The sequence below is a fragment of the Campylobacter lari subsp. concheus genome (assembly GCF_008245025.1).
In the GTDB taxonomy this organism is placed as follows: domain Bacteria; phylum Campylobacterota; class Campylobacteria; order Campylobacterales; family Campylobacteraceae; genus Campylobacter_D; species Campylobacter_D concheus.
Genome location: NZ_CP043426.1, coordinates 834855 through 859949, shown reverse-complemented (window position 1 = coordinate 859949; position 25095 = coordinate 834855). Strand labels below are relative to the sequence as shown.

Annotated in this window: 22 protein-coding genes; 10 read left to right on the top strand and 12 right to left on the bottom strand. The window is 29.4% G+C overall.

Annotated elements, in window-relative coordinates; translation table 11 throughout:
- Positions 1-174 precede the first annotated feature (174 nt).
- From CLCT_RS04480 to dnaK, 3 genes are read left to right on the top strand one after another with little or no spacing between them, the layout of a single operon-like run.
- Entirely contained in the window at positions 175-957 is a 783-nt protein-coding gene (locus tag CLCT_RS04480; protein WP_149062390.1) for an HrcA family transcriptional regulator, read from the top strand.
- Positions 954-1463, top strand: coding sequence for a nucleotide exchange factor GrpE (gene grpE, locus CLCT_RS04475; RefSeq protein WP_039668484.1), 510 nt, complete (start codon positions 954-956; stop codon positions 1461-1463). Before CLCT_RS04480 ends, grpE begins: the two co-directional genes overlap by 4 nt.
- A 22-nt stretch (positions 1464-1485) precedes the next feature.
- Entirely contained in the window at positions 1486-3348 is a 1863-nt protein-coding gene (gene dnaK / locus CLCT_RS04470) for a molecular chaperone DnaK (RefSeq protein ID WP_114640400.1), read from the top strand.
- A gap of 29 nt (positions 3349-3377) precedes the next feature.
- Here the strand turns inward: dnaK and CLCT_RS04465 are convergent, their stop codons facing one another.
- The 3 genes from CLCT_RS04465 to CLCT_RS04455 are packed head-to-tail and all read right to left on the bottom strand — an operon-like array spanning position 3378 to position 5441.
- On the bottom strand, positions 3378-4031 hold the full coding sequence (locus tag CLCT_RS04465; RefSeq protein ID WP_149062389.1) for a DNA/RNA non-specific endonuclease: 654 nt from the start codon (positions 4029-4031) through the stop codon (positions 3378-3380).
- Positions 4028-4471: a GatB/YqeY domain-containing protein gene (locus tag CLCT_RS04460; protein ID WP_039668481.1), complete on the bottom strand. Its 444-nt coding sequence runs from the start codon at positions 4469-4471 to the stop codon at positions 4028-4030. The genes CLCT_RS04465 and CLCT_RS04460 overlap by 4 nt, the downstream gene beginning before the upstream one ends.
- 10 nt (positions 4472-4481) lie before the next feature.
- The gene (locus CLCT_RS04455; protein WP_149062388.1) at positions 4482-5441 is read right to left on the bottom strand and encodes a Ppx/GppA phosphatase family protein; all 960 of its coding nucleotides are present in this window, start codon (positions 5439-5441) and stop codon (positions 4482-4484) included.
- Positions 5442-5496: 55 nt separating this feature from the next.
- Between CLCT_RS04455 and CLCT_RS04450 the strand changes: the two genes are divergently transcribed.
- Genes CLCT_RS04450 through CLCT_RS04440 form a run of 3 tightly spaced genes read left to right on the top strand, consistent with a single transcriptional unit; the run spans position 5497 to position 8928 of the window.
- Entirely contained in the window at positions 5497-6264 is a 768-nt protein-coding gene (locus CLCT_RS04450) for a pyridoxine 5'-phosphate synthase (RefSeq protein WP_149062387.1), read from the top strand.
- Positions 6261-7361 (top strand): 4-hydroxythreonine-4-phosphate dehydrogenase, encoded by a 1101-nt coding sequence (gene pdxA / locus CLCT_RS04445; protein WP_149062386.1) that lies wholly within the window; start codon positions 6261-6263, stop codon positions 7359-7361. Before CLCT_RS04450 ends, pdxA begins: the two co-directional genes overlap by 4 nt.
- Before the next feature lie 46 nt (positions 7362-7407).
- Complete coding sequence (locus CLCT_RS04440; RefSeq protein ID WP_039668477.1) at positions 7408-8928, top strand: inorganic phosphate transporter; 1521 nt, start codon at positions 7408-7410, stop codon at positions 8926-8928.
- Here CLCT_RS04440 and mnmH read toward each other — a convergent pair.
- Genes mnmH through CLCT_RS04405 form a run of 7 tightly spaced genes read right to left on the bottom strand, consistent with a single transcriptional unit; the run spans position 8923 to position 14176 of the window.
- Entirely contained in the window at positions 8923-9906 is a 984-nt protein-coding gene (gene mnmH / locus CLCT_RS04435) for a tRNA 2-selenouridine(34) synthase MnmH (RefSeq protein WP_149062385.1), read from the bottom strand. The genes CLCT_RS04440 and mnmH overlap by 6 nt on opposite strands.
- On the bottom strand, positions 9899-10387 hold the full coding sequence (locus CLCT_RS04430; RefSeq protein ID WP_149062384.1) for an HIT family protein: 489 nt from the start codon (positions 10385-10387) through the stop codon (positions 9899-9901). The genes mnmH and CLCT_RS04430 overlap by 8 nt, the downstream gene beginning before the upstream one ends.
- The gene (locus tag CLCT_RS04425; protein ID WP_149062383.1) at positions 10387-10989 is read right to left on the bottom strand and encodes a beta/alpha barrel domain-containing protein; all 603 of its coding nucleotides are present in this window, start codon (positions 10987-10989) and stop codon (positions 10387-10389) included. Before CLCT_RS04425 ends, CLCT_RS04430 begins: the two co-directional genes overlap by 1 nt.
- Positions 10974-12209, bottom strand: a complete 1236-nt coding sequence (locus CLCT_RS04420) for a tetratricopeptide repeat protein (RefSeq protein ID WP_149062382.1) — start codon at positions 12207-12209, stop codon at positions 10974-10976. The genes CLCT_RS04425 and CLCT_RS04420 overlap by 16 nt, the downstream gene beginning before the upstream one ends.
- The gene (locus CLCT_RS04415) at positions 12185-12556 is read right to left on the bottom strand and encodes a YkgJ family cysteine cluster protein (protein WP_149062381.1); all 372 of its coding nucleotides are present in this window, start codon (positions 12554-12556) and stop codon (positions 12185-12187) included. Before CLCT_RS04415 ends, CLCT_RS04420 begins: the two co-directional genes overlap by 25 nt.
- Positions 12546-13238 (bottom strand): tRNA1(Val) (adenine(37)-N6)-methyltransferase, encoded by a 693-nt coding sequence (locus tag CLCT_RS04410; RefSeq protein ID WP_039668472.1) that lies wholly within the window; start codon positions 13236-13238, stop codon positions 12546-12548. Before CLCT_RS04410 ends, CLCT_RS04415 begins: the two co-directional genes overlap by 11 nt.
- Positions 13232-14176 carry an NAD(P)-binding domain-containing protein gene (locus CLCT_RS04405; RefSeq protein ID WP_149062380.1) on the bottom strand — a complete coding sequence of 315 codons (945 nt, stop codon included), beginning with the start codon at positions 14174-14176 and terminating at the stop codon, positions 13232-13234. The genes CLCT_RS04410 and CLCT_RS04405 overlap by 7 nt, the downstream gene beginning before the upstream one ends.
- Before the next feature lie 253 nt (positions 14177-14429).
- Between CLCT_RS04405 and CLCT_RS04400 the strand changes: the two genes are divergently transcribed.
- Together CLCT_RS04400 and CLCT_RS04395 are read left to right on the top strand one after the other, a co-directional pair.
- Positions 14430-15680: an MFS transporter gene (locus CLCT_RS04400; RefSeq protein WP_039668470.1), complete on the top strand. Its 1251-nt coding sequence runs from the start codon at positions 14430-14432 to the stop codon at positions 15678-15680.
- A complete protein-coding gene (locus tag CLCT_RS04395) occupies positions 15677-17686 on the top strand; it encodes a CocE/NonD family hydrolase (protein WP_149062379.1) in 2010 nt (669 codons plus the stop codon). The genes CLCT_RS04400 and CLCT_RS04395 overlap by 4 nt, the downstream gene beginning before the upstream one ends.
- Positions 17687-17715: 29 nt before the next feature.
- Here CLCT_RS04395 and CLCT_RS04390 read toward each other — a convergent pair whose 3' ends face one another.
- The gene (locus tag CLCT_RS04390) at positions 17716-21228 is read right to left on the bottom strand and encodes an acyl-[ACP]--phospholipid O-acyltransferase (protein WP_394349067.1); all 3513 of its coding nucleotides are present in this window, start codon (positions 21226-21228) and stop codon (positions 17716-17718) included.
- Positions 21229-21297: 69 nt separating this feature from the next.
- Positions 21298-21906 carry an NAD(P)H-dependent oxidoreductase gene (locus CLCT_RS04385; RefSeq protein WP_149062377.1) on the bottom strand — a complete coding sequence of 203 codons (609 nt, stop codon included), beginning with the start codon at positions 21904-21906 and terminating at the stop codon, positions 21298-21300.
- Positions 21907-22032: 126 nt separating this feature from the next.
- Between CLCT_RS04385 and CLCT_RS04380 the strand changes: the two genes are divergently transcribed.
- Entirely contained in the window at positions 22033-23166 is a 1134-nt protein-coding gene (locus CLCT_RS04380; protein ID WP_149062376.1) for an efflux RND transporter periplasmic adaptor subunit, read from the top strand.
- Positions 23163-25094, top strand: a complete 1932-nt coding sequence (locus tag CLCT_RS04375) for an ABC transporter permease (RefSeq protein ID WP_149062375.1) — start codon at positions 23163-23165, stop codon at positions 25092-25094. Before CLCT_RS04380 ends, CLCT_RS04375 begins: the two co-directional genes overlap by 4 nt.
- Position 25095 lies beyond the last annotated feature (1 nt).

Below are 25095 nucleotides of genomic sequence, written 5' to 3'. Positions count from 1 at the left end.
AAAAATAAATTTTTATATATTATATATAAATGGATAAATAAACTTTAGTTATATAGACTAAATTATTTTAAATATTTTTATTTAAAAATAACTTGACATTATTATACTAAAGTTGTATAATTATTTTGTCACTTAAAAACATTGAGTGCTAAATTAAAAAACTAAGGTTTTGTAGTGAAGTCTTATAGTAAAAAAGATTTAATTTTAAAAACCATCATTGAGACCTATTTAGAGGGTAATAATCCTGTGGGTTCTAACGAGTTAAATCATAAAGTTAGCATACCCGCTTCTACTATAAGAGTTTATTTTAAAAAATTAAGTGATGAAGGTGTATTAACACAACTTCACATTAGCAGTGGTCGTATACCAACTTTTACTGCTATGAAGGCTTATTGGTATGAGCAAATTTGTGAAGATGAGATTGTGATTAACGATCTTGCTTTGTTAGAGTTTTTACTTGATAAGTTTGAAATTTATACCTTAGTTTATGGTGGCGATGAGCTTATTTTACAAGATATTACCAAGGTTAATGATAAATTTATTATACTTGATTTTGGGAAAAATGAGTTGGTTTTAAGATTTAGTCAAGATAGTTTGATTTTCTTGCAAAGACTTATAGGACTTGATCTAAAAAATATTGAAAAATTAGCTTTTAGAGTTGAGTTTAAAGAATTGTTAGAGAAAATTGCTATGTTAAAAGAGGCTATGGTTTATTATAGATATAATGAGAGTAAAGTTTATCAAATTTATCAAAATGATGAATTTGCTAAGCTTTTATCTCCTCAAATTGGATTTTATTTTAATGATAAATTGCAATTTGATCCTTTGTTTGAAGAGGGTTTTATGGGGTTAAAGCTTAAGAGTACATTTTTGGGCAAAGAATCTAATGTGGTTTTTGCTGGTAGTGTGTATTCTGATTTTAAAACAATGTTAAATATTATAAAGGAGGCTGCGTGAGCGAAGAAAAGCAAAATGAGCAAATGCAAGAAGAAGCAGTGGAAAATTCAGAGAGTCAAAACAATGAATTAGAAAAACTTCAAGTAGAGTATAATGAGTTAAAAGATACTTATTTAAGAGCAAATGCTGAATTTGAAAATATCAAAAAAAGAATGGAAAAAGAAAAAATTGCAGCAACAATTTATGCAAATGAAAGTTTTGCTAAAGATTTGCTTGATGTAGTTGATGCATTAGAGGCGGCTATTAATGTAGAAGCCAATGATGAATTAAGTTTAAAAATCAAAGAAGGGGTTCAAAACACTTTAGATTTGCTTTTGAAAAAACTTGAAAAGCATATGGTTAAAGCAATAGAAGCAAATGGTGAGTTTGATCCAAATTTACATGAAGCAATGTTTCATGTTGAAAGCGCTGATCATGAAAGTAATCATATTGTTCAGCTTTTACAAAAGGGCTATATGATGAATGATAGAGTGATTAGGTCAGCAAAAGTTAGTGTTGCAAAATAAAATTTAATAAAAAGGATAAAAAATGGCAAAAGTTATAGGTATAGATTTAGGTACAACAAATTCTTGTGTGAGTGTGTATGAAAGAGGTGAGAGTAAAGTTATCCCAAATAAAGAAGGTAAAAATACTACTCCTTCAGTAGTTGCTTTTACAGATAAAGGTGAAGTTTTAGTTGGAGATAGCGCTAAGCGTCAAGCGGTTACTAATCCTGAAAAAACTATTTATTCTATAAAAAGAATTATGGGTTTAATGATCAATGAAGAGGCAGCAAAAGAAGCTAAAAATCGCTTGCCTTATCATATCACAGAAAGAAATGGAGCTTGTGCGATTGAAATAGCAGGTAAAATTTATACTCCACAAGAAATTTCAGCAAAAGTTTTGATGAAATTAAAAGAAGATGCAGAGGCTTTCTTGGGTGAAAAAGTAGAAGATGCGGTTATTACTGTTCCAGCGTATTTTAATGATGCACAAAGAAAAGCTACAAAAGAAGCAGGACAAATTGCAGGATTGAATGTATTAAGAATTATAAACGAGCCAACAGCAGCAGCTTTAGCGTATGGACTTGATAAAAAAGAAAGTGAAAAAATTGTAGTTTATGATTTAGGTGGTGGTACATTTGATGTTACTGTGCTTGAAACAGGTGATAATGTTGTAGAAGTTTTAGCAACTGGTGGTAATGCGTTTTTAGGTGGTGATGATTTTGATAATAAATTAATCGACTTTTTAGCAAATGAGTTTAAAGATGAAACAGGTATTGATCTTAAAAACGATGTAATGGCTTTACAAAGATTAAAAGAAGCGGCTGAAAATGCTAAAAAAGAATTAAGTTCAGCTAATGAAACTAATATTAATTTACCATTTATTACAGCTGATGCAAGTGGTCCAAAACACTTAACTAAAACTCTAACAAGAGCTAAATTTGAAAGTATGATTGATGGTTTAGTTGCTGAAACTATTAGTAAGATTAACGAAGTAGTAAAAGATGCAGGGCTTGATAAAAGCGAAGTAAAAGAAATTGTTATGGTGGGTGGTTCTACTCGTGTTCCACTAGTACAAGAAGAAGTTAAAAAAGCTTTTGGTAAAGAGCTTAATAAATCAGTAAATCCTGATGAGGTTGTTGCAATTGGCGCAGCGATTCAAGGTGCGGTTATTAAAGGTGATGTTAAAGATGTATTATTACTTGATGTTACTCCGCTTTCTTTAGGTATTGAAACTTTAGGTGGGGTGATGACTAAAATCATTGAAAAAGGTACAACTATACCAACTAAAAAAGAGCAAGTTTTCTCAACTGCTGAAGATAATCAAAGTGCAGTTACTATCAATGTTTTACAAGGTGAGAGAGAATTTAGCCGTGATAATAAATCTTTAGGAAATTTCAATCTTGAAGGAATTCCGCCAGCGCCTCGCGGTATGCCACAAATTGAAGTAACTTTTGATATTGATGCAAATGGTATTTTAACAGTTAGTGCAAAAGATAAAGCTACAGGTAAAGCTCAAGAGATTAAAATCACAGGTTCAAGCGGACTAAGTGAAGAAGAAATCAATAACATGGTAAAAGATGCGGAGCTTCACAAAGAAGAAGATAGAAAACGCAAAGAAGCAGTAGAAGCTAGAAATGCTGCTGATAGTTTAGTGCATCAAGTAGAAAAATCTTTAAGTGAACTTGGAGATAAAGTAGGTGATGATGATAAAGCAAATATTCAAAAAGCTTTAGATGAATTAAAAGAAACATTGAAAAATGCAAATGCTTCTAAAGAAGAAATTGAAGGCAAAATGAAAGCTTTAAGTGAAGTTTCTCATAAATTAGCAGAAAATATGTACAAAAAAGAAGAACCAAACGCCCAAAAGAAAAAAGACGATGATGTAATCGATGCTGAAGTTGAGTAAAATTAAACTAGAAGCCTTATGCTTCTAGTTTAATCAATATATTTTTTACAATCTTCCTTAAAATAATTTCTATCAAATCTTGCAAAATTATCGTTATTTGGTACTTTATAGCATTCACTGAAATTTTTAGCCTTAAGAATTTTGACATAAAAACTAGGAATGGCTATGTTATTTTTAATGCGTTTTGGCTTATCATCATAAAGTACTAAATTCAAGACTTCTAATTCTTTATTTTTCTTTGCTAAATATCTTTCTCTTTGTTCAATTTCATTCCAAATTTCTGCATTAATATCTTTTTTTTGCGGAGTTATGTTGCTCATTAAAAAAGTGCTAAGTTGGGCTTGTGGGGTTGCATTCATGGATTGATTTGGTACGACATGCCCTCTTGTGTAACCACTTCTTAGATAATCCTCCCAATAAGTTCTGTATTTTTTAGGTAAATTTGTATCTTCTTGAAATCTTGGGCGTTTTTTGATATGTCCTTGATTTAAAATTTTAGCTTCTAATTTATAAGCAATTGCCTTAGTACCTTTATAATTATAATCATAACAATTAATATAATAATATTTATCCATCAATAAAGAGCAGTCTTTAAAATAAGCTTTAAAGCTAGGGTGTAATTCATATTGAGTATAAGCAAAAGAGCTTAAAGCTAAGGCGCAAAGTGTTAAAACTTTTTTCATGCTAAAAGCTTTCTTACCATTTCATTAAGTCTTTTACCATCAACGCTTGCGCCAAAAAATATTTTAGCTTCTTTCATCAAAATACCTTGTTCTTTTAAAGAGTTAATTTGTAATTTTTCTATAAGTTTTTCTAGCTCACTTTTTAATTCCTCATCGCTAAGTTGTTTTGGTAAATAAGCACTTAAAATAGCTACTTCTTGGAGTTCTTTTTGTGCTAAATCTTCTCTAGAGCCTTTAGAAAAAGCTAAAGCTGCTTCGTTTCTTTTTTTAATCTCACTTGCAATGATTTTATATATTCTTTCATCATTAAGTGTGATTCTTTCATCAACTTCTATTTGTTTAAAGCTAGCATTAAGTGTTCTTAAAGTGTTTCTTTTAAAATCATCTTTATTACGCATAGCTTCTTTAATATCTTCTAAAATTTGATCTTTTAAACCCATTTTTTCTCCTTTAAAATTTGATATTTTTAAAATGTGCTATACACACACCCTCTCTAACACCATCATCAATCACAATGAGCTTTTGCTTATTAAATAAAGCAAAAAGTATCATTGAGCCTGCTATGAGGTATTTTTTTCTATTTTCTCCAAGATAAATTTTAGCTTTTTCTTGTTCTAAATTCCAAATTTTTAATGCAAAATCAAAAAAATCTTTGCGTTTGAGTATTTTGCCATTTACACTTTCTTCTAGATAATCTTTGTATTTTATGTTTTGTTTATAAGCACAAAGTGTAGTAGGTACTCCTGAATTTAATATGAAAAAATTTCCTTTTAATTTTATATCTTTACTAAGATTAAAAGCTTTTAAGACAAGTTGTTTTAGATGCGCAGGATAGGGGCTTAGATGAATTTTTAATTTTTCATCTTTAATACGTGCAAGATTTTGTGGGTATTTTTTAAAAAATCTTACATAAGCACTTGGTTTTATAGCTTTAAAATACATTCTTTCATAAAAACTAATAATTCCAAAATCATAACTTTTGCTAAACTTATCATTTGAAATTTCACAAGAAGCACCACCTAAATCACAGTAGTTTAAGTCTTTTCTAAAAAGCTTAAGAGATTTAAGACGCTCTTGCATACCTAAAATGCTTAATTTTGCTTCGGTTTTTGCATCGATTAATTTTACATCAAGTTTAAATTCTTTTTGAATTTTTTCAAAAATAAACTCAGTATTTTTTGCTTTTCTAAAAGCAGCTGTGGCAACTGCTTCGGCTTGACTTAAGTTATAATTTTTTTCTTTTAATATTTTTAAAGCGTTAAAAATTCTTTCTACGGCTTCATCGCTAATGGTGTCATTTTGCATATTTTTAGCTGCCCCTATGATAAATTCTTCGCTTTTTAATTTATTAAAATTCTCATCCATTAAAACAGCTCTTAATGTATTTGAACCCATATCAATACCTAGCACCAGCTCTCCTTAAAAAAATTAAAGTATAATAGCAAAAAACTTATAAGGAAAACTTATGCTTTTAGGGGTTAATATCGATCATATAGCAGTTTTAAGAGAAGCTAGAAAAGTAAATGATCCTGATTTGCTTGAAGTTGCGTTTTTGAGTGCAAATTTAGCTGATCAAATCACTATCCATGTAAGAGAAGATCGTCGCCATGCTAATGAGTTTGATTTAGAAAATATCTTAAAATATTGCAAATGTATAGTGAATTTAGAATGCTCTATTGATATGATAGAATATGCTTTAAAATACAAACCCTCACGCGTTACTTTAGTACCTGAAAAAAGACAAGAACTCACAACAGAAGGTGGTTTAAATTTAGACAATGAAAAACTACAAGAAGTTATTAATGCTTTAAAGCAAGAGCAAATCGAAGTTTCTTTATTTATTGATCCAAATTTAGAAGATATCAAAAAATCATCTTCTTTAAATGCTGATTTTATAGAGCTTCATACAGGCTTGTATGCTAATATTTATAATGCATTATATACCAATATCAATCAAACTTCTTATGCATTGCCTGAATTAATTTTAAGTAAAAATGAACTCAAAAAGCTTTTGGAAAATGAACTCCAAAGATTAAGACAAAGTGCAAGTTTAGCTAAGAGTTTAAATTTAAGAGTAGCAGCTGGACATGGACTTAATTATAAAAATGTAAAAAATATCGTAGATATTTTAGAAATAGAAGAGTTAAATATAGGCCAAAGTATAGTAGCAAGATCGGTTTTTGTAGGCTTAGAAAAAGCTATATTGCAAATGAAAGCTTTAATTAAAAGATGAAAAAAATTGCTATAAGTATAGGGGATTTAAATGGTATAGGTATGCAAATTTTATTAGCTTGTCATGATGAGTTAGTAAAAATTTGCGAGCCTTATTATTTTGTGCATTATGAATTATTTCAAAAAGCAAATAAACTTTTGAAAATAAATCCTAAATCTAAAATCAATTTAGTTGAAATTTCTAATGCTCCAAAACCACAATTTATCTTTAAAGAAGAAAAAGAAAATTTTTTAATTTATGAGTTTTCATATCAAGCTAGTAAAATTATTGATTTTGATTTTGAGTTAAATCCTGCAAATTTAGACGCTAAAAGTGGGATTTATTCTTTTTTAAGTTTTGAAGGAGCTAGTTATTGCACGCATTTATTTTTAGATGCTTTGGTAACTTTACCGATTAATAAAAAGACTTGGCAAATGGGGGGAGTGAGCTATAAAGGTCATACTGATGCGCTAAGAGATTTTTTCAGACAAGATGCTATTATGATGTTAGGGTGTGATGAGCTTTTTGTGGCTTTATATACTGAGCATATGGCTTTAAGAGATGTTTTTAAAGAGATTAAAGCTTTCAAACTTGCACAATTTTTAATTAATTTTTATCAATGTACTTTATTTGATAAAATCGGTGTTTTAAGTTTTAACCCTCATGCAAGTGATAATGGTGTAATAGGTGGAGAAGAAGAGAGAGAGATAAAAAAAGCTATAAGAATGGCAAATGTATTTTTAAAAGATTATGCATTAAATTTGCAAAATTTAGAAAATGAAGATTTTTTAAGTCAAAAAGAAAAAGAATTTTCTTATAAGGAAAATATTTATTTAAGTGAGCCTTTAGTGGCCGATAGTGCTTTTACTCCTTTTGCGTTAAGTAAATGCAAGTATTTGGTGAGTATGTATCATGATGTAGGTTTAGCGCCTTTGAAGGCTTTGTATTTTGAAAAAAGTATTAATGTGAGTTTAAATTTACCTATAATTCGTACTAGCGTTGATCATGGTACAGCTTATGATAGGGCTTATAAAAATGAAAAAATTAATTTACAAAGTTATATGCAAGCAGTGAAATCTGCTTTGCAATTTTTAAAGATCAAAGAAAAAACTAAGTAAAAGTTACTAAAATTAATTCATTAAAATAAATTCTTAAGGAGAATACTTGAGTAAAGATAATGCTATTGCATTTTTTATTTTTATTGTGAGTGTTTTATGTTTTTTTGTCTGGGGATATAATTATATTCCTAATAATTCCATGATATTATTTATCCTTGCTAGTATATTTGGTATTTTCATGGCCTTTAATGTTGGTGGTAATGATGTAGCAAATTCATTTGGCACTAGCGTGGGGGCTAAAACTGTTACCATAAAACAAGCTTTGATTATTGCAGCAGTATTTGAATTAAGCGGAGCTGTGTTTGCAGGAGGAGAAGTAACAAATACTATAAGAAGTGGTATAGTGGTTTTACCTGATGGGGTTAATCCTATGGTGTTTGTATGTGTAATGCTCTCAGCTTTATTAAGTTCAGGAATTTGGCTTTTTGTGGCGACCAAAAAAGGACTTCCAGTTTCTACTACTCATAGTATTATAGGAGGTATTGTAGGTTCAAGTATTGCTATGGGGTTTGTATTTTTTGATCAAGATCAAGCATTATCTATGGTAAATTGGAATGGTATTTATAAAATAGCTATGAGTTGGGTTATTTCACCTTTGCTTGGTGGGCTTGTGGCGTATTTAATTTATGCTTATATTTATAAAAAAATCCTAAAACCATCAGAAGAAATAACTCTTGTAGTAAAAGAAATCAAAAAAGAAAAAAAAGCATTTAAAGAAGAATATTTTAAAAATTTAAAAAACAAAAGCCAAGAAGAGCAAATCAAAGAACTTAGTGCTATTGTTTTAGATGATGATGAAAAAAGAAGTGAATACAAGTTAAAAATCAAAGAGCTAAAAGAAAAAGAAAAAAATATAGATGTTTTTTCAAGAATGAAATTTCACGTTCCTTTAATAGCAGGTGTAGGCGCATTGACTATTGCTTCTATGTTTTTATTTAAGGGTTTAAATAATGTTTCTACTTTAGATGTAATGCAAAATTTATGGATAGTTTCGATTATTTCTATTTTTGCTTATATTGTTACTTTAGCAGTTGTGAGATTGATGAAAAAAACTCAGGTTAATAAAACCATAGAAAAGATTTTTTCGTGGTTTCAAATTTTTACTGCTTCAAGTTTTGCTTTTTCACATGGAGCTAATGATATAGCTAATGCTCTTGGACCATTTGCTGCAATTTTAGATGTGCTTAAAAATGATACCATTAATCCTAGCTCACCAGTACCTTTTGCTGTAATGCTTATGTTTGGTATAGCTTTAGTTATTGGGCTTTGGTTTTTAGGTAAAGAAGTCATTCAAACTGTGGGTTCAAAACTTGCTGAAATTAAACCAACAACAGGTTTTAGTGCTGAACTTGGCGCAAGTATTGTTATACTTTTAGCTACTCAACTTGGAATTCCAGTTAGCTCAACCCATATTTTAATTGGTGCAGTTTTAGGTATAGGAGTATTTAATAAAGATGCTAAATGGGCTATGATGAAACCTATTGGTTTAGCATGGGTGATTACTTTACCAGTTGCTGGAATTCTTTCAAGTATTATTTTTATTATCTTTGCAAATACAATCTTATGAGTTTAAACTCATAAGATATTCTTTAGCTTCATCTAAATTAGAGCTATCGATAAAATAATCAATTTTTGTAGGTTTTTTATATACTTTATCATAATATTCAAAAAGCATTTTTACACAAAGTTCTAAATTGTTTTCTTCATAATTTTGACAAAGTCTTAGTTTAAAATCCTTGCTGATATAAGGTGATATTTTTTCAACACATTGATAAAATACTTTTTTATCCATTGGAGCATAGTTTTTCAAAACTCTTTGAACACGTAAATTCGTGTCACATTCACACCAAATTTTCTTAGCTTTTTGCATGCTATTGTATAAATTTAGCGGGATAGTTAAATTTCCAATCTGCCTGCTTTCAGCTTCTATAAAACAAGTTTTATGGGTATAATCTTTTAAAAAATAAAACAATTCATCTTCAAAAGCTTTTTGGCTTGGTTGTTCTCCATAAATTTTACCAAAACTTGATCCTTGATGATTAGCAAGTTTTTCTAAATTTAAAGCATTATCCAAAGTTTGGATTAAATCACTTTTGCCACTTGCTGTATTACCACAAAGACATAAAAACTCAATATTTAAATCTTTAGTAAAAAACTCACTCACATAACTTCTATAGGCTTTATATCCACCCTCTAATCTTACAACCCTATAACCAAGTTCAGCTAAGATTAAAGCAATAGCTTTTGATCTTTTACCACCTCTTGCGCAATAAGTTCCCACCAAAGAGCCTATTTTATAATTTTGATAAATTTTATTAATATGCTTACTCATATTTTCGCAAATATAACTTGCACCTTTTGCTTTAGCTAAGCCCTTGTTTTTCTTATAAAGTGTGCCTATTTCTTCAAATTCATTATCATTAAGTGCGTAGTAATTTTGCGCAGATTTTATATGAGCAAGTTTGTATTCTTTGGGACTTCTTGCATCAATTAAAAGATCAAAATTAAATTTTAAAAAATTTTCAAAATCAACTTCTTTATACATAGTCTTTAAAAGCTTTGCATAAGGTTGTATAAACTTTTTTTAAATCACTCCCACAAACTCTAGTTTGTCCTATGGTAGTGATAAAATTTGTATCGCCTTGCCATCTTGGGATTAAATGATAATGACAATGTGGTGCTATGCCAGCTCCTGCTGCACTGCCTAAATTCATACCTATATTAACACCTTTAGCATGAAAGTTCTCTTTTAAAATTTTAACTCCAATACGCACAAAATGGCTAATTTCTAGCCATGTATCATCACTTAAATCTTCTATATTTTCTAAATGCTCATAAGGAATAATCATAAAATGACCCGGACTATAAGGGAACTTATTCATAATGCCAAAGCATTCTTTAGCTCTAAAAATTACCCCAAGTTTTTCATCTTTATTAAGTTCATGCTTACAATGACAAAAAGGGCAAAAATTTTTATCTTTATTGTTAAAATAAACATCCCTCCAAGGTGCATATAAATACTCCATCAACTCTCCTTTATGCAAGCATGTAGATTTTTAATATTTTTACTTATAAGAGCTTTATTTTTTGGTATCAAAGGTAATAGCTTTTCATCTTCTAATAAAAAAATTCTAGCTCCTGCCAAAATAGCATTATTAAGATCATTTTTGCTTTCAAGGTAAAAAATGGCTTCTAAGCCAAGATGTATTGCAAAATTATAAAGTTTTTTTAGTTGCATGGTTTTTAGCATTTTAGGAAATACAATAAACGCATCAGCCCCATATACTAAGCTTTCTAAAATTTGATATTCATCAAAAATAAAATCAAACTGCACAATAGGTTTTTCATGATAACGCCTAAAAAGGCTTAAATTTTGTATATCTTGATTAAGTAAAGGGCTTGTTGGCAAGATGATGGCATCAAAATTTCCATGATTAAAATTTAAATCTTCAGAATATAAAAAATGCGAAAGTTTTTTTTCAAGTAAAAGCGTATAAATATCTTTAGGATAAAAGGCATTAGAGGCTAGGCTTCTACCTAGCATATCATAAGGAAAAATTTCTTTTTTACTTTCAAGAATTTTTTGTGTTTTTGAAAAATGATTTTTTAAATCTATTGTTTTAAACATTTTTCAATGGCCTTTAAATGCTCTTTACTTTCATCTGAGCTTGAAAATTCTTTATCATGCAATGTTTTTTGCAAAATTTCATAAGCCTTTTTACAATCTTTAAGTTTATAATACCCCCAAGCCAAAGAGTCAAGATAATAAAGATTTTGTGGTTCTTGTTCAAGCGCCCAGCCTACTAGCTCTATACCTTTGGCTATATCAATATCATACTCAATCAAGGCATAACCATAGTAGTTTTGATATAAAGCATCACTGCGTATATCTACGCTTTGCTCAAATTTTTTCATAATAGAAGCTAGAATTTTTGGGTCCGTGACTTTTTTACTTTTAGGATCCATATGAATTTCAAATTCCAAAACGCCTGCCATAGAAAGATATTTTTTATCTTTACTAAGTTCATAGTGTTTTAAGGCTATTTCGTAAGCTTTTTTATAATCTTTTGTTTGTGTATATAAGAAAATTTTAGTATCAGGATCTATGTTGTATTTTTGGGTTAAATTTAGAGCCTGAGTATAGTTTTTTTCTTGTACTAGTAATTCTATCATAGCGTAGATGTATTTAATATCATTGTTGAGTTTATATAGCTTTTCAAGGGTTTGAATACTTGCTTTGTGATTTTTTTGTTCTTGATAAATTTTTAAAAGTAGGGTGCATGTTTTAAGGGTGCATTGTGAACTTTTTACAAATTCTTCTAAGGCCTTTTTAGCTTGGTTGATATTTTTATTTTTGATATTAATTTCAACTATTTTAAGTAATAAATTTTCATGTTCAAAAAGCTTATAAGCAAGATTATATTGCTCTAAAGCTTTAGTGTATAAAGCTTTTTTGGTAAAAATATCACCTAATATTTCATAATTTCTATAATCTTGTTCTTCTTTAATGAGTTTATAAAGTATAGCTTCAGCTTGTTTATAGTCTCCTATTTCAAAAAAATATAAAGCATTTAATCTTGCAATAGCTGTGTGTTCTAAAAAATCTTTAGAAGCTTTTAAAAGTTCATTTTTTTGTTTTAAATTAGCACTTAAAGCTAAAAATAAAGCCTTTTGCAAGTAAATACTTTCGTTATTTTCATGAAATAAATTTGTGTAAATATCACATGCTTTTTGAAATTGTCCATGCTCTTCATAAATAAGTGCTTGTAGGATTTCATCTTCACCTTTAGCTAAAGCAAGGCTTGTTAGGATAAAAACTATAATTAGTGAAAGCAAACCCCTATACATTCTTTTTTTAACTCCTCTTTGTATGTTTTAAAATACTCCCAAAATGGAAAAGTTCTACATTGTTTTGGTCTATGCTTGTAAATTAAACATTTTTTATGCATTGTATCAAAAAAAATACAACGATAGCCATTTTCATACTTTGCTTCTTTAAAGCTATATTTAAACCCAACTTTGATGAGATATTGTTCTTTAAAGGCTTCAAAGCTTAAATTTAAAAAACTAGCAATAGCTTCTAATTCTTCTTTGCTAGCATAGATATACCCACTTTCTCCAGTGCAACACTTCCCGCCACATTTTTCACAAGCACTTTCATCAAAAGAATAATCAAAACCTTTTTCACACATCATAGCTTATAGTTCCTGTATTTTCATAAATTTCACTAATTTTTGGATTTAAAACATCATTTTCATACATAAAAAGTGTAGGTACTATTACACAAGGACTTTTGCTATTTTTTTTAATATGCATTAAAACAAGTCTTGCGTTAGTTTGTATATTGGTATGAACACATTGAAGCGAAACTAGTTTTAATTTAAATTGTTTTAAATAAGCACAAATTTCATCTAAAAAGCTTGCCTCATAGCACATAAAAAAACTACCATTTGGCTTGATTAAAGTATTTATTTTAGCAAACATCTTCTCAAGTGGCATAAATTCTTGATATCTTGATATGCATAAATGCAAATCTTGGCTTTTTTGTGTATTTTTTTTATAAAATGGAGGATTGGAGATCAAAAAATCAAATTTTATATCACTTTTATAGTTTAAAAAGTCTTCACAAATGCCTTGAATTTCAAGTTTATTTTCTTTGGCATTTTTATAACTTAGTTTGATATTTCGCTCTTGGATATCTAGTAGATAAACATTTGAATTTGGAAATTTTTGCTTTATCAAAAGTCCTAAAATTCCACAACCACATCCTATATCAAGGATATTACCTTTTAAATTATATTTAGATAAAAAGTCAAAAAGTAAAAGACTATCGTTATTATAGCGATAGCCTTTTAAATATTGAAAGAGTTTTAGCATTTATAAAGATGATCGCAGATTTTAAACGAATCATTTAAACCCACTACAATAGAAGCTCCGTTTTTACTCGCTATATCACCTGCTACGAATAATCCTTTTACATTGCTTTCTTTATTTTCATCAAAGCTTGGTACGCCTTTTTCATCAACTTCTATAGAGCATTTTTGTAAGAAATCAAGTGGAGTTGAACCACCAATAGCATAAATAATACGATCATAAATTTCATTTGTGTCGTTAGTGAAATTTACTTTAGCTTTACCGCTTTCATCTTCAATACTAATTATATCTATGCCAAGTTTTGCTTTTACACTGCCTTGTTCAAAAGCTTTTTGAATATCACTAAGATTAATATCGTTTAATCTTGAGAAAGTTTCTCTTCTATAGCAAAGTGTCACATCATTATTTTTAGCTAAATCTATAGCGTATTCTGCTGCTGAATTTCCACCACCTACAACTAAGATTTTTTCACCTTGGCTTGCTGAATTTGCATTAAAATTGATGATTTTTGTTAAAGTTATAGGTAAAGTATAGCTTGGTTTATTTGGTTTACCCATTCTACCTATAGCAATAACCGCATTTTTGCAAATATAATTTTCATTTGCAGTGCTAACGATGAAATTTTCTCCATCTTTTTTAACACTTTCAACTTCACTAGAAAGCTTTACTTCAAGATTATACTCTTTGATAGCATTTTGGAAAATTTCTATTGTGCTTTCTCTAGTTCCATCTTCAAAATTTATATGCCCGTAATTTGTGCTATCACAACCTTTATAAGCTTTGTCTACTCTTTTACCTTCTTTGTAAAATTTTACTAAGGTTTGACAAATTGCATCAGCTTTTTCTAAAACAATAACTTCTTTATTTTTTATTTTAGCTTCTACTCCAGCTGCAATACCTGCAGGGCCAGCACCAATAACTACCATATCAAAAATTTTCATTATTTCCCTTTTTAATATTTTTAATGTATAAATGTATCAAAAAAATGATAATGAAATATAAAAATTTATAGATAATTTTAATTTTTTGTAGAGTTTTTGTTTTTATTATAACTCATTTAATTAAAAAAAATTTTTAAAAATTATCTTAAGTGTGTAAAAAATATATCAATTTAAAATTTTTATGCAAAATTATCTATATTTATATTATTAAAAAATAAAAAAATCATATATAGTATAAAAAAGGAGGTTTTTAATGTATGAAAATAAAGAACAAAGTTTAAAAAATAATTTTTTTACATTATTGTTATTATCTTTTTGTGGATCTATTATTTATGGTTTGCCTTATTTTAGAAAATATTATTATGATGATTATATGAGTCTTTATCATTTAAATAATTTTGAAATGGGCCTTTTGGGTAGTGCTTATGGCTTACTTGGTTTGTTTTCTTATGCCTTAGGAGGATATTTAGCAGATCGTTTTGCGCCAAAAAAATTATTGATTTTTTCTTTAATTGCTACAGGACTTGGTGGTTTGTTACATTTATATTTTACTTCTTTAAATGCACTTTTGATTATTTATGGAATCTGGGGAATTACTTCATTATTAACTTTTTGGCCTTCTTTGATGAAAATAGTAAGAAGTTTGGCAAATTCTAAAGAACAAGCAAAAGCTTATGGAATTTTTGAAGGTGGTAGAGGTGTTGTTGGTGCTGCACATTTGGCTATAGCTACAAGTATTTTTGGATATTTTCAAACAAAAGCTTTAGCCGCACAAGGTATAGAAATGGTTATTATATTTTATTCTATAGCTCCTATTGCAAGTGCTGTTTTATTATTTTTTCTTTTAAAAGATGAGGTTAATGAACAAAGCGAGAAGATTAAAATCAAAGATTTGGTTTTTCTTTTGAAAAATTCAGCTCTTTGGCTTGTGGTTGCTATTACTTTTTGTACATATTTTTTTAATATGAGCTTTTATTATTTTACTCCTTATGCAAGTAATGTTATAGGAGCTTCTGCTGTTTTCGCAGCTATTTTAACAGTATTAGCTCAATACATTCGTCCTGTTTCTTCTGTAGTAGGTGGATTTATAGCAGATGGATACGGAAAGGCTAAAATAATGATGATAGGCTTTATTTTAATGGGAATCGGTGTTATTTTTTTAATGCTTAGTTCAAAATTAAATGGATTTTTACAAATGAGCGTTTTAACTTCTGCTTGTGTGGTAATTTATGTAGCTATGTATTCTAATTTTGGAATTTATTACTCTTTACTTAGTGAGGGAAAAATTCCTATTCATTTAGCAGGTATGGCTATAGGTATTGTATCTACTTTTGGATATTTACCTGAGGTTTTTGCACCTTTGCTTGCTGGGGATTTGTTAGATAGATATCCAGGTGTAAAAGGTTTTCATATATATTTTACTATTATGATAGCTATGGCTATTTTGGGTGTAATGTTTTGTTTGATTTGGATTAAAAAATACAATAAAAAGGAGATAAAATGAAAGAAATTATTTTTGATTTTAAAAACAAGGTTAAAGTGATAGAAAATGAATGGATAATTTTAAAAGATGGCACCAAGCTTTCATCACGAATTTGGCTTCCTCAAGTTAAAGAAAAAGTTCCTGCTATATTAGAATATATTCCTTATAGAAAAAATGATGGAACAAGAGGTAGAGATGAACCTATGCATGGATATTTTAGTGGTAATGGTTATGCGGTTGTTAGAGTTGATATTAGAGGAAGTGGGGAATCTGATGGTTTATTGGAAGATGAATATTTAAAGCAAGAACAAGATGATGCCTTAGAAGTTATTGAATGGATAGCAAAGCAAGAATGGTGTGATGGGAATATTGGTATGATGGGTAAATCTTGGGGTGGATTTAATTCTTTACAAGTTGCAGCAAGAAGACCCAAAAATTTAAGAGCTATTATAGTGGTAGGTTTTACTGATGATAGGTTTAATGAAGATATTCATTATAAAGGTGGATGTCTGCTTAATGATAATTTTTGGTGGGGTAATATCATGCTTGCATATCAATCACGCTTTGTTGATCCAAAAATTGATCCAAATGGTAGAAATAAATGGCTCAATAGGCTTGAAAATATGCCTTTATGGCCTACATTGTGGCTTGAGCATACTTTAAAAGATGACTATTGGAAGCATGGATCTGTTGGAGAAAATTATGATGATATACAAGTTCCTGTTTTTGCATTAGATGGATGGGCTGATTCTTATACTAATCCTGTTTTTACTCTAATGAATTCTTTGAAAGTTCCAAAAAAAGCTGTCGTTGGTCCTTGGGCTCATGTTTATCCTCATGATGGCTTGCCTTTACCTGCAATGGGTTTTTTACAAGAAGCACTTAAATGGTGGGATAAATGGCTTAAAAATGAGGAAAATGATGCGCTTGAAACTCCTATGATACAAGCGTATATTGAAAATAGTTCTAAGCCAAATTCAAAAACAGAGAAAGTGGAAGGTCGTTTTGTTGCTTTAAATGATTTTAAAAAAGATATTGGCTATAAAAAATACTATTTAAATTCGTATAAATTAACATGTAAAAAATCAAGTGAATTTATCAAAATCAACACTCCGCTAAATCATGGGCTTTTATCTGGAGAATGGATGGGGGCTGGTGTTTTAGGAGAAAGTCCTAGTGATCAAAGGTTGGATGATGGGATGGCAGTTGTTTTTGAAAGTGATTTTTTAGAACAAGATTTAGATATTTTGGGTTTTCCGGTTTTAAATGTAAAAATTACAAGTGATCAAGAAAAAGCTATGCTTTTTGCTCAGCTTAGTGAAGTTAGAGCTGATGGTTTTGTAAAAAGAGTAAGTTATGGAGTGGTCAATCTTGCATTAAGTGATGATAAAGAGCAATTTATACCTTTAAAAAAAGATGAATTTATCCAAAAGCAAATCAAACTTGATGCTTGCGGCTATAGATTTACCAAGGGTTCTAAGATAAGATTATCATTAGCGAATTCTTTTTGGCCTATGTTTTGGCCTATGCCAAAAATTTCAACCTTGACTTTAGATTTAAATGAGTGTGAATTTAATTTACCATGTTTTAATGGTCAAGATAGCAATAAAATCAATATGCAAGCACAAAGTGCTCCTTTAACTCCAATAACACTTTTAGAAGAAGGTAGGGTAGATAGAAGCATTTCTTATGATATTTTAAATGATACTTGGACTTGTATTACAGATGGTGTTGGTGGAGTTTTTGGAGAAGGTGTTTATAGATTTGATGAGATTGATGTTTTAGTAAAGCATAATTTAAAAAGAGAATTAAAACTTCAAAATGAAAATCCATTAAGCGCGCAATATACCATTACTCAAACAATGCAAATAGGACGAGAAGGTTGTATGATGGAGGCAGATATAATTTTAACACAAACTAGTGATTTGGAGTATTTTTATATTAAAGGAAAGATAGCAGTCAAAGAAAATGATAAGCTTGTTTTTGATAAAAAATATGATTATAAAACTAAAAGAAATAGTTTGTAAAATTTCCCAAAGTAAAATTGCTTTGGGAATTAATTTTCTTGCAAGATTTTAGCTAAATCTTTAGCGCCTTTTAAATCCACTTTACCAGAACCTAAAAGCGGAATTTGCTCTACTTTAAAATATTTACTTGGTTTAAAAATAGCAGGCATAGTAGAGTTTTTAATCACTTCACAAATTCCATCAAAATCTTGCTCTTGGCATTCTACTAATAAGCATACCATTTCACCTTTTTTATCATCATCTAGTGCAACTGCGCAAAATTTTACTATATCTGTATTGATAAATTTAGCAATTTCTTCTTCTAAAGCTCCTAAAGATATCATCTCACCGCCAATTTTTGCAAAACGAGAATAACGATCTACTATATATAAAAAGCCATCCTCATCCACATGGCCTTTATCTCCGGTATTATACCAGCGTATGTTATCGATTTCTTTGATAACTTCATCGGTTTTTTCTTTATTGTTTAAATAACCCACCATAACCTGATGACCACCAATGAGTATTAATCCGTCTTCTCCATGATTTAAACTTTCATAAGTAGATGGATCTACTATGCGTATAGCGCTTCCTGGTAAAGGCATACCTACACTACCTTCTTTATTTGCACGATGTAAAATCCAGTAATCAGGATCAAATTTATTCGGTAAATTCACACTTGCAACTGGAGTGGTTTCAGTGGCTCCATAGCCTTCAAAAATAGGTTTTTTAAATTTCATTTCAAAGGCAGTTCTTACTTCGCTTTTGAGTTTTTCAGCACCTGAGACGATAATCCTTAAACTTTCAAACATAATCGCATCAAGTTTTTTATTTCTTGCATAAATACCTAGAAAAGTTGAAGTAGCACACATAATGCTAACATTATTTTTTACTATAGCTTTTGCTACGCCTAGTGCATCTGTTGGATCAGCATGTGTTATGCTTTTAATCCCTTCTAATAAAGGCATAAAAGTAGTTACAGTTAATCCAAAAGCATGAAAAGGTGGTAAAGAAGATAAGACAACATCTTCATTTTTTGCACATAATACATCTGAAATTTGAGCTATATTGCTTAAAATATTACGATTATTTAGCATTACTCCTTTAGGTGTTCCTTCACTACCACTACTAAATAATATAGCAGCTATGGCAAGGTTTTGTTTATTAGGTGCAAATAATGCTTTTATTAAACAAGTAGGTAAGATACTTACTAAAGCAAGCATAGAAAAGATTTTGAGTTTTTGTCTTTTAAAGCTTGCGATAACATCTTCCATAAAAATAATTCTAACATGCTCTTCAAATTCTAGTTTTATACCTTTATTTTCTAATTTTTCTATAAATTTTCTAGAGGTATAAATTTGTTGAATTTGAGAACTTTGAATGGCTTGATTAATCGCTTTTACACCTGCTGTGAAGTTTAAATTTACTACGATTTTATTTGCAAGTAATACAGCTAGATTGCAAAGAGAGCTAGCCATAGAAGCAGGGAGCAAAATTCCTATACATTCTTCTTTTGGAGCATAGCTTCCTTGGGTAGGTTGTATATTTAGCTCATGCGATATATTTTTTATGAAAGAGCTAAAAACCAAGCTTAAAGCAAGCATTTTTCTATAAGTAATACCACCTATTAAAGGATCAACAATAGCTATTTGACTTAAATTTCTTTTAGCGCTATCTATCCAAGCTCTGGCTATAGTATGCATACTTTCACATTGAGACTTCCAAGCAATAAAAGAAAGTTCAAAAACTTTTGCTTTGACAATTTCTTTTTTAGTGTGTATTGGTAAGCTTTTTCCAAAAGCAATAGCGATTTTTCTTTTGCTTATTTTGCGATTTCTTGCTGAAAATTCTTCATCACTTCTTGAAAAAGCACTTCCCCAAAGTCCTCTAATATAAAAAGGCAAAATCACTCCATCTTGTTCTTCTAATTTTGAGCAAACTAACTCAAATCCGCCTTTAAATTCATTAAGCTGTCCATGGCGTGAAAGTACTCCTTCTGGGAAAAGACAAACTAAATTTCCGTTTTTAATATGCATAGCAATAAGCTCTAAGCTTGATTTACTAGAAGCACTTGAAACAGGAATAACTCCAAATTTATCAAGAAAAATTTTAATATACCACTTAGAATAAATGCTTTTTTCCATAACAAAATAAATTTTTCTTGGTATAGCCATTTGTACAATAGCCCAATCTATAAAAGATATATGATTACCAAGCAATAATGCTCCACCTTTTTCAGGAATATTCTCAAAACCTTCTACTAATAAACGGTAGCGTTGAAAAAACGCTATGCTCATTAATAAACGCACTAAAGAAAAAGGCAATTTACTTAGCACATAAACGCTTCCAAAAAATGCCACAGCGATGATAAAATAAAACAAATTTATCACTTCAAATTCAGCATAAGCAGCAAAAGTAGCTAGTGTTAAAAAGCCTAACATGAAAATATTTTGTATAAAATTATTACCTGCTAAGACTTTTCCTAGTTCATTTTCTTTTGCATGAAATTGTATGAGAGAATTTAAAGGTATGATAAAAAATGCACCACTTAAACCAAAAATAAAAAACACCACACTATAGCTTAGTAAGTTTTCTAAAAATGGCATTAAAATGCTCATTAGAAAAATCCCTAAAGCACCTAGTGGTATAAGACCTAATTCGATGTAGTTTTTAGAAAACTTACCACTAATAAGTGATCCTATAATCACTCCTATACCAGAAAAAGCTAAAGAGCATTGTATGTAAAAGGTATTCTCTATAAAAAGATCATTTTTTGCATATACAGGAAAACTTACTAAATAAAGTTGTGATATGGCCCAAAAAAGTGAAATTCCTACAATGCAAAGCCAAATGATTTTATGAGAAAATATTGTTTTTAAATTAGAGGCTAAAAGCTTTCCTTGTAAATATTGTTTTTTATCAAAACTTAAATTTTTATCTTCTTCTTTTAAACTAGGAAGTTTATAAGCTAAAAAAAGTTCTAATAAAGCAAAAGCTATCAATACAAAACCCAAAGGCGCAATTTGTGTTAAAATATCCGAAGGAGTGTTAAAATTTGGCTCAAAAAGTATTTCAAAGCTTAGAGAAAATACTGTCATACCGGCTAAAATAGCCACGATACTTACCGCATTTACGGCTCCATTTCCCATAGCTAAAAGTTCTTTTCCTACTAATTCTTTTATAAAACCATATTTTGCAGGAGAGTATAAAGCAGATTGCACTCCCATGATAAAAGTCATTACAAAAGCAAGCCAAAATGCTCCAAGATAATAACACAAACAAATAATACAAGTTAATATTACCGAAAATAATGCAGATATTTTCATGATTTTATTTTTAGGAAATTTATCTGCTAAGAATCCAGAAGGCGAAAGCATAAGGATAAAAGGTAAAAGCATCAAAGCATTAACAATAGCAGTTAGAAAAAGCTGGGTGCTATCTTCATAAAATTTATAGATAGTGTTTTGTATAATGATTTTGTGTCCTAAATCTACAAAAGCGTTAATAAAAGCTACTGCTAAAAATGGCAATACGCCAAAAATCTTTAAAAAATTTCCTTGCATTAAAAACTCCATTTTATTTTAAAAATATTATTTTATTATATAAAATTTAAATGGAGTTTTGATATTTGATTAATCTTTAAATTCTACCACTTCATCAAATGTAAAACGAGCTTTTTCTGTGCTAATATTTTCTTGGGTATATCCTAAAGTAATGAGCATGGATACTCTCTGCTTGGTAGTGTCTAAATTTAAATATTGATTGATTTTATCTTTATCAAAGCCACCGATAATACATGAACCCAAATTTAAACTATAAGCAGCATTGATAATGTTTGCAATAGCAAGATAGCTTTGTTCTTTTGCATAAATAAAACTTTGTTCTAAATCCATTGCGTCTAAAAATGGCTTATAAGTTTGCAAGCGTTTGTTTAATTCTTCTCGGCTTAAACCTCTCTTTTTTAGCTTTTCTTCAAAATAATCTTTAAAATCAGCCCTTGAAATTATAACTATAATAGCAGCGCAATTTGCTACATGGCTTTGATTATTAGCTATTTTAGCAATTTCTTTTTTATGTTCATCTTTTTGAAAAACTAAGAATTTCCAAGGTTCAAGTCCTAAGGAGCTAGGAGATAATCTAGCACATTCTAAGATATATTCTAAATTCTCTTTAGAAATTTTTTCTTGGGTGTAAGCTCTAATAGAAGAGCGATTTTGCATTAAATTTAAATAATCTTGCATTATTTTTCCTTTTTTTGATTTATCTTATATCTTATAAGCTTTAAAATTGTTAAAATTATATTTTATTGTTACAATTTTATTTTTACTTCATACAAATGTTTTATTATATGATTTTAAAGGATTAAAATGAAAAAAATAATTTATTTAAGCATATTTTTTATTATACTCATTATAGGGGTATATTTTTTCTTTTTTGCAAATAAGGAAGAATATAATTATCTAACCTATGAAGTTAAAAAACAAGACATCACTCAAAGTATAGAAGCAATTGGCGAAGTTTATGCAAAAACCCAAGTTGATGTTGGTGCGCAAGTTAGTGGGCAAATTACTAAACTTTATGTAAAATTAGGTGATCATGTTAATGAAGGTGATTTAATTGCACAAATTGATAAAGATAAACAACAAAATGATTTAGATATTACTAAAGCTCAGCTTGAAAGTGCAAAGGCAAATTTAGAAAGTAAAAAAATCGCTCTTGATATAGCTACCAAACAATACCAAAGAGAGCAAAAGCTTTATGACAAAAAGGCTACTTCTTTAGAAAATCTTGAAAATCTTAAAAATACTTTTTATGCCTTAAGAGCGAATGTAGCTGATTTAAAAGCTCAAACTACTCAACTTGAAATTTCTTTAAAAAATGCTCAAAAAGATTTAGCCTATACTACCATAACTGCACCTAGTAAGGGTGAGATTATTAATGTAGCAGTTGAAGAGGGACAAACTGTAAATGCAAACCAAAATACACCAAGTATAGTGCGTTTGGCTGATTTAAGTGAAATGGAAATTCGTATGCAAATAGCTGAAGCTGATATTAATAAAATCAGTGTTGGTAAAAAGGTTAAATTTAGTATTTTAAATGAGCCTGATAAAAAATACGAAGCAACTATTTCAAGCATAGATCCAGCAAATACTACCATAAGTGATGCAACAAGCAATACAAATTTAAACTCAAACTCAAGTGCTAGCACTAGCGCTGTGTATTATTATGCAAGAGTTTTTGTAAAAAATGATAATAATTTTTTACGCATAGGTATGAGTACAGAAAATGAAATTGCTATTAAAACAGAAAATAATACTTTAGTTATACCAACTTTAGCTATAAAAAGCGATACAAGTGGTTATTATGTAGAAATTTTAAAAGCAAATAATATAAGTGTGAAAACACCTGTTAAATTAGGTATTAAAGATAGTTTAAATACTCAAATTTTAGATGGTATTAATGAGGGTGATTTAGTTATCATAGGTAAAAATAAAAAATGATACGCTTAGAAAATATACAAAAAAAGATTAATAATACAACTATTTTAGAAAATATTAATCTTTATATTCAAAAGGGAGAATTTGTAGCCATTATAGGACAATCAGGTAGTGGAAAAACCTCTCTTTTAAATATTATAGGCACACTCGATGAGCCAAGTAGTGGAAAATACTTTTTAGATGCATATGAAGTTACAAATTTAAGCAAAGATGAAAAAGCAAGGATTAGGCGCCAAAAAATAGGTTTTATTTTTCAAAGATATAATTTACTTAGTCTTTTAAATGCTAAAGATAATGTTGCTTTACCTGCTGTTTATGCGGGTAAAAACAAACATGAAAGATCACAAAAGGCTAAAGAATTACTTTCTTTTTTAGAGCTTGATCATAAAGAATTATCAAAGCCAAATGAACTAAGTGGTGGACAACAGCAAAGAGTTTCCATAGCAAGAGCTTTGATGAATGGTGGTGAGCTTATTTTAGCAGATGAGCCAACGGGTGCGCTTGATTCTAAAAGCGGTAAAATAGTTTTAGAAATTTTAAATAAACTAAATGAACAAGGACACACTGTAGTTTTAGTCACTCATGATAGAGAAATAGCTGCTAGAGCAAAAAGAGTTATAGAAATTAAAGATGGTAAGATTATAAGTGATAATGGTGCAAAAAAAGCAGATGAAATAAAAGCTAAGTTAATGCCAAAAGAGAAAAAAAGCTTTAATTTACTTAAAAATCAGCTTTTTGAAAGTTTGAAAATGTCTGTAGCTTCCATTGTAGCACACAAGCTACGTTCTTTGCTTACTATGCTTGGTATTATCATAGGAATAGCTTCAGTAGTTTGCGTGGTTGCTTTAGGACTTGGAGCTCAACAAAATATACTTGCTTCCATTAGCTCTATCGGGACTAATACTATAGAAGTTGTTTCAGGGCGTGGCTTGGGAGATATTCGATCAGGTAAAACAAGGCTAAATTTAAGTGATTTAAAAACCCTAAGTTCTTTGCCTTATTTAGAAGCAGTAGAAGCAGATATAGGCAAAATAGGGGTGGTAACTTATAAGAATAATTCTTTGCAAGCTAGAATTTATGGAGTAGGGCCAAATCATCTAAGACTTAGAGGTTTTGTGATGGTAGATGGTAGATTTATTAATAATGAGGATATAAAAGATAATGCTAATATTTGTATTATAGATGAAAATGCTTTGAGAATTTTATTTGATAATATCAGCGCTAGAGATGTTTTAGGTAAAAGCGTGATTTTTAACAAGCAACCTTTAACTATAGTTGGTGTTTTAAAAAAAGAAAGAGATAATAAAGGCTTTAGAGCTGATGAAAATACCATTAAAATTTATACTCCTTATTCTAGTTTGATGAATAAAATCACAGGGGATAAGCAAATAAGAGCCATAGTAACTAAGGTAAAAGATGAGGTAAATCCTGCTTTAGCTGAAGAGGCTATGGTAAAAATTTTAGAGATTAAACGCGGAAAAAAAGATTTTTTCACTATAAATTCTGATGCGATTAAAAATGCTATTGAGGAAAATACTGCTACTTTGACTTTACTTATTTCTTCTATTGCAGTGGTATCTTTGATAGTAGGTGGTATTGGCGTGATGAATATAATGCTTGTTTCAGTAAGTGAGCGTACAAGGGAAATTGGAGTTAGAATGGCTATTGGAGCTAGAAAAGAAGATATTTTAATGCAATTTTTAATTGAAGCTGTATTGATTTGTTCTTTAGGGGCCATTTTTGGAGTAATACTTTCTTTTATCATCATTGAAGTATTTAATTCTTTAAATTTTGGTTTTACAATGATACTTTCGTTAAATTCAGTATTTTTAGGGCTTTTAAGTTCGGTTTTAATCGGAGTTGTTTTTGGATTTTTCCCAGCAAAAAATGCAGCAAATTTAAATCCTATTAGTGCTTTATCAAAGGAATGAA

Coding starts and splice junctions, on each gene's coding strand:
- dnaK (WP_114640400.1), top strand. CDS start 1,486: ATGGCAAAAGTTATAGGTATAGATTTAGGTACAACAAATTCTTGTGTG.
- CLCT_RS04465 (WP_149062389.1), bottom strand. CDS start 4,031: ATGAAAAAAGTTTTAACACTTTGCGCCTTAGCTTTAAGCTCTTTTGCT.
- CLCT_RS04460 (WP_039668481.1), bottom strand. CDS start 4,471: ATGGGTTTAAAAGATCAAATTTTAGAAGATATTAAAGAAGCTATGCGT.
- CLCT_RS04450 (WP_149062387.1), top strand. CDS start 5,497: ATGCTTTTAGGGGTTAATATCGATCATATAGCAGTTTTAAGAGAAGCT.
- pdxA (WP_149062386.1), top strand. CDS start 6,261: ATGAAAAAAATTGCTATAAGTATAGGGGATTTAAATGGTATAGGTATG.
- mnmH (WP_149062385.1), bottom strand. CDS start 9,906: ATGTATAAAGAAGTTGATTTTGAAAATTTTTTAAAATTTAATTTTGAT.
- CLCT_RS04430 (WP_149062384.1), bottom strand. CDS start 10,387: ATGGAGTATTTATATGCACCTTGGAGGGATGTTTATTTTAACAATAAA.
- CLCT_RS04425 (WP_149062383.1), bottom strand. CDS start 10,989: ATGTTTAAAACAATAGATTTAAAAAATCATTTTTCAAAAACACAAAAA.
- CLCT_RS04420 (WP_149062382.1), bottom strand. CDS start 12,209: ATGTATAGGGGTTTGCTTTCACTAATTATAGTTTTTATCCTAACAAGC.
- CLCT_RS04415 (WP_149062381.1), bottom strand. CDS start 12,556: ATGATGTGTGAAAAAGGTTTTGATTATTCTTTTGATGAAAGTGCTTGT.
- CLCT_RS04410 (WP_039668472.1), bottom strand. CDS start 13,238: ATGCTAAAACTCTTTCAATATTTAAAAGGCTATCGCTATAATAACGAT.
- CLCT_RS04405 (WP_149062380.1), bottom strand. CDS start 14,176: ATGAAAATTTTTGATATGGTAGTTATTGGTGCTGGCCCTGCAGGTATT.
- CLCT_RS04400 (WP_039668470.1), top strand. CDS start 14,430: ATGTATGAAAATAAAGAACAAAGTTTAAAAAATAATTTTTTTACATTA.
- CLCT_RS04395 (WP_149062379.1), top strand. CDS start 15,677: ATGAAAGAAATTATTTTTGATTTTAAAAACAAGGTTAAAGTGATAGAA.
- CLCT_RS04390 (WP_394349067.1), bottom strand. CDS start 21,228: ATGCAAGGAAATTTTTTAAAGATTTTTGGCGTATTGCCATTTTTAGCA.
- CLCT_RS04385 (WP_149062377.1), bottom strand. CDS start 21,906: ATGCAAGATTATTTAAATTTAATGCAAAATCGCTCTTCTATTAGAGCT.
- CLCT_RS04380 (WP_149062376.1), top strand. CDS start 22,033: ATGAAAAAAATAATTTATTTAAGCATATTTTTTATTATACTCATTATA.
- CLCT_RS04375 (WP_149062375.1), top strand. CDS start 23,163: ATGATACGCTTAGAAAATATACAAAAAAAGATTAATAATACAACTATT.